We start from the raw sequence: 3,641 nt of genomic DNA, 5'->3' as shown, positions 1-3,641 counted from the left end.
GGCGGTCGCGGCGCTCGGCGCGGGTGGGCTGCGGTGCGGCGCGCTCGACCAGCTCGCAGGCGGCGTCCTCCAGCAGCAGGCCGGTGGGGCGGCCGTCGGTGTCGCAGACCACCTCGGCGGCCTGGTCGAAGGTGCGCGGGCCGTCCACGCCGGCCAGCTCCAGGGCGCGCGGGCTCGCGAGCATGGAGTGGGCGTCGAAGAGCTGGAGCAGCGCCGGGACGCCGTCCAGGACGGGCGCGAGGGCGGCGGACTCCACCGGGCGGTCGCCGAAGACGTTGGGGTCCAGGCCCCAGGCGTGCAGCCAGGCGCCGGGGGCGAGGCGGCCGGCCTCGGCGGCGAGGGCGGCGCGGACGCCGGCCAGGTCGGTGCAGCCGGAGAGGTCCAGGCCGTGGGTGAGTTCGGCGCCGCTGACCGGGTGCAGGTGGCCGTCCACCAGGCCGGGGGTGACCACGGCGCCCTTGAGGTCGATCACCGTGGTCGCCGGGTCGGCGAGTTCGCGGACGGTGCGGTCGTCGCCGAGGGCGGCGATCCGGCCGTCCACGACGGCGAGGGCGGTCTGCGGGAGGAAGCCGCCGGAGGCGGGGTCGAGCAGACGGGCGGAGAGGAGGACGAGGGAGGTGCGCACTGCGGCTCCAACGGTGGTGCGGGGCGGGGGCGTGGGTGTCTGCAGGGAGGGTGGGGGCTGCGGGGCTGCCCGGCCGCGGTCAGGACCGGTCGGCGGCGGAGGGCTCGGGGGCGGCCGTGGGATTCGCCGAGTCCGTGGGGTTCGCCGAGTCCGTGGGGGCCGCGGGGTCGTTCGGTTCGGTGGGGGCTGCCGCGTCCGTCGGTTCGGTCGGGTTCAGCGCGCCGTCGGGCAGGCCCAGTTCGCGTTCGGCGGTGGCGGCGGCGAGCCTGGTGACGGCGGACGGGTGGTTGCGCAGGCCGGTGTTGGCGTGGGCGGCCAGGCCGTCGATCACGACGAGGATCCGCACGGCCGTCAGCTCCGGGTCCGAGGTGCGGAACTCGCCCTGCTCGACCCCGGCGGCGATCACTCCGCCGAGCCGGCCGCGCCACCCCGCCTCCTGGCCGAGCACGCGCTCGCGCAGCACGGGGCGGTAGCGGCTGAGGTGGCGGGCGTTGAGCCAGAGCCGGCTCATGTCGTCGTAGGACGGGCCGGTGGTGCGGGCGAAGAAGCGGGTGAGGCGCTGCAACGGGGACCCGTCCGGCGGGTCGGCGGGCAGCAGCGACTCCAGCTCCGCGGTGGCGGCGCTGCCGAAGGCCTCGGCGACGAGGTCCTCGACGGCGGGGAAGTAGTGGCTGATCAGGCCCGGCCGGACGGCCAGTTGGTCGGCGATCCGGCGCAGGGTGATGCACTCCAGTCCCTCGGTGAGGGCGACCTCGGCCGCGGCGCCGACGATCTCCGCGCGGCGGTCCTCGGGGGACTTGCGAACCCTTTTGCGCTGAACGCTTGACGTCATGTGCCGGATGCTATTGAGTGTGCGACCAATAAGCAAGCAGGTGGGCACGACACCCCCACGGAGGGCCCCCAATGGCGTCCACGCTCCCGGAGCACCCCCACACCTCCCCGGACCTCCCCCCTGGCCCCGCCGCCCCGTTCCCGCAGGATCGGGGCGGCCGGGTCGAGGTCCACGGAATCGACCACATCCCCGAGACCGAGCGGCGCGGGCGCGCCCGCGAACTCTTCGCGGTCTGGGCCGCGGCCAGCGTCAACTACCTCAACCTGGTGGTCGGGGGCGCCCTCGTCCTGAGCGGCCTCGGGCTCTGGCAGGCCTTCGCCGTGGTCGTCCTCGGCAACCTGTTCTGGCTGGGCACCGGACTGCTCGCGGTCTCCGGACCGGCCGCCGGCGCGCCCAGCGAGGTGATCACCCGCGCCATGTACGGCATCCGGGGCAACCGGGTGAACAACGCCGTCACCGGTTGGATGATCTCCGTCTGCTACTTCGCGCTGAACCTCGCCGCGGCCGCCGTCGCCGCCTTCTCGCTCGCCGAGGAGGCGGGGATCACCCCGACCACCCCGATCAAGATCGCCATCGTGGTCGTGATCGTCGTGCTCACCCTCACCATCAGCGTGTACGGGCACGCCGTGATCCTCCGGCTCTACCTGCCGATCACCCTCGCCCTCACCGCGGCGTTCGCGGTGGTCGGCCACGCCATCGTCACCCACGCCGACCTCGGCTGGACCCAGCCCGAACCGCTCACCGGCGGCCGGCTGTGGGCGGCCGTGCTGGCCGGCGTCACGCTGATCGCCTCCGGCCCGCTCTCGTACACCACCAGCGCGGACTTCTCCCGCTACCTGCCCGCGACCACCGCCCCGCGCGCGGTCCTCGGCTGGACGGCCCTCGGCGGCTTCCTGCCCAGCGTGGTGGTCGGCGGCCTCGGGGTGCTCGGCGCCACCGCCGTCGACATGGCCGACCCGCAGGCCGCCCTCCGGGAGATCCTGCCCGGCTGGTTCAACCCGGTCTTCCTGCTCGCCCTGGTGGTCGGCACCATCGCCGTCAACGCCCTCACCGCCTACAGCGCGGGCCTCGCCCTCCAGGCCGTCGGCATCCGCATCCGCCGCACCCTCAGCGTGCTGGTGGACGGCGCGGTCGCGGTCTCGCTGACGCTGTACGCGCTGCTGGTCTCCAACTTCCTCGACACCGTCAGCAACGTGCTCCAGCTGACCGTCGTCCTCCTCGGCCCCAGCACCGCCGTCTACGCCACCGACATCCTGCTGCGCCGCAACCGCTACGACGGCCGCGCCCTCGGCGACGAACGACCGGGCAGCCCCTTCTGGTACCGCGCCGGCGTCAACCCGGCCGGCGCCACCGCCCTCGCGGGCGGCGTCACGGCCGCGGCCCTCTGCGTGGACACCCTCTACACCGGCCCGCTGGCCGCACTCGCCGGGGCGGACCTCGCCCTGCCGGCGGGCACGGTGGTGGCGGCGGGCCTGTACGCCGTGCTGATGCGCCGCGGCCGGGGGTAGCGGGGGCCGGACCGGCGGGCCGCGGGCGGACTCGCGATGCCGTCGGTGGGGCGGTGGCGGCGTAGCGCGGGAGGAGGTTTCCGGTGGCTGGCGCTGTGGCCGCGTGGGTCCACCGGGTTGGCGCCGAAAGGCCCTCGGTCGGTTGGCTGTCGTGAGACGGTCAGCTCGGAGAGGGGCCCGGTGGCGGAGCCGGTGAAGACCGGCAGTTACAGCGGGTCGTGCGGCGGGGCAGCACGAACACGGTGCGCTATCGGCGGGCGATGATGCTGCCGGCGTCGGCCGACGGGAACCGGGGCCCGGTCATCGCCCGGCTGGTCCAGGCGGACGAGGACATGGTGCGCGACGTGATCCACCGGTTCAACTCCAACCGCCCGAACCACACGGTCCAGACCCGCGAACTGCACGCCTACCCGCGCCGGCACAACACCAACGCCTGCCACCCCGACGTCCTGGCCGCCCGCCACCGCGAGCGCCCCGCATCCACAGCGAGAAGGGCAACCGATGCGGCGGCAGACCCCTGAGGCGCGCCACGTGATTCAGCAACCCGCTGAACCTAGGCGGTCGCAGCACTGGATCACGAGCGGGACTATCACGATCTAGGTGTACGACACCCGGTTGGACTAGGTGTTGATCTTGCTGTCGGGCGTGGGCCAGGTGGCCTACGCCCGTCCGGCTG

The 3,641-nt window shown here is 74.4% G+C and carries 3 protein-coding genes and 1 pseudogene; 2 read left to right on the top strand and 2 right to left on the bottom strand.

All coding sequences use genetic code 11. The features are described 5' to 3' along the window. Together ABZW03_RS38595 and ABZW03_RS38590 are read right to left on the bottom strand one after the other, a co-directional pair. The coding region (locus ABZW03_RS38595) for an amidohydrolase family protein (protein ID WP_355269211.1) at positions 1–625 on the bottom strand (625 nt) is incomplete at its 3' end. 79 nt (positions 626–704) lie between these two features. After that, positions 705–1,457 (bottom strand): TetR family transcriptional regulator C-terminal domain-containing protein, encoded by a 753-nt coding sequence (locus ABZW03_RS38590; RefSeq protein WP_355269209.1) that lies wholly within the window; start codon positions 1,455–1,457, stop codon positions 705–707. Between the two features lie 71 nt (positions 1,458–1,528). On the opposite strand from ABZW03_RS38590, the gene ABZW03_RS38585 reads away from it, so the two are divergent. Both ABZW03_RS38585 and ABZW03_RS38580 read left to right on the top strand, forming a co-directional pair. Continuing rightward, positions 1,529–2,965 (top strand): cytosine permease, encoded by a 1,437-nt coding sequence (locus ABZW03_RS38585; RefSeq protein WP_355269207.1) that lies wholly within the window; start codon positions 1,529–1,531, stop codon positions 2,963–2,965. A gap of 218 nt (positions 2,966–3,183) precedes the next feature. Continuing rightward, positions 3,184–3,327 (top strand): annotated as a pseudogene (locus ABZW03_RS38580) (IS630 family transposase); the annotation flags it as partial. Positions 3,328–3,641: the final 314 nt, after the last annotated feature.

It is taken from the genome of Kitasatospora sp. NPDC004799 (genome assembly GCF_040609095.1).
GTDB lineage: Bacteria > Actinomycetota > Actinomycetes > Streptomycetales > Streptomycetaceae > Kitasatospora.
The sequence above is the reverse complement of the archived record's forward strand: the minus strand, read 5'-3'. Positions and strand labels throughout refer to the sequence as shown.

Excerpts from the sequence above, each read along its gene's own strand:
- ABZW03_RS38590 (WP_355269209.1), bottom strand. The coding sequence starts at position 1,457 with ATGACGTCAAGCGTTCAGCGCAAAAGGGTTCGCAAGTCCCCCGAGGAC.
- ABZW03_RS38585 (WP_355269207.1), top strand. The coding sequence starts at position 1,529 with ATGGCGTCCACGCTCCCGGAGCACCCCCACACCTCCCCGGACCTCCCC.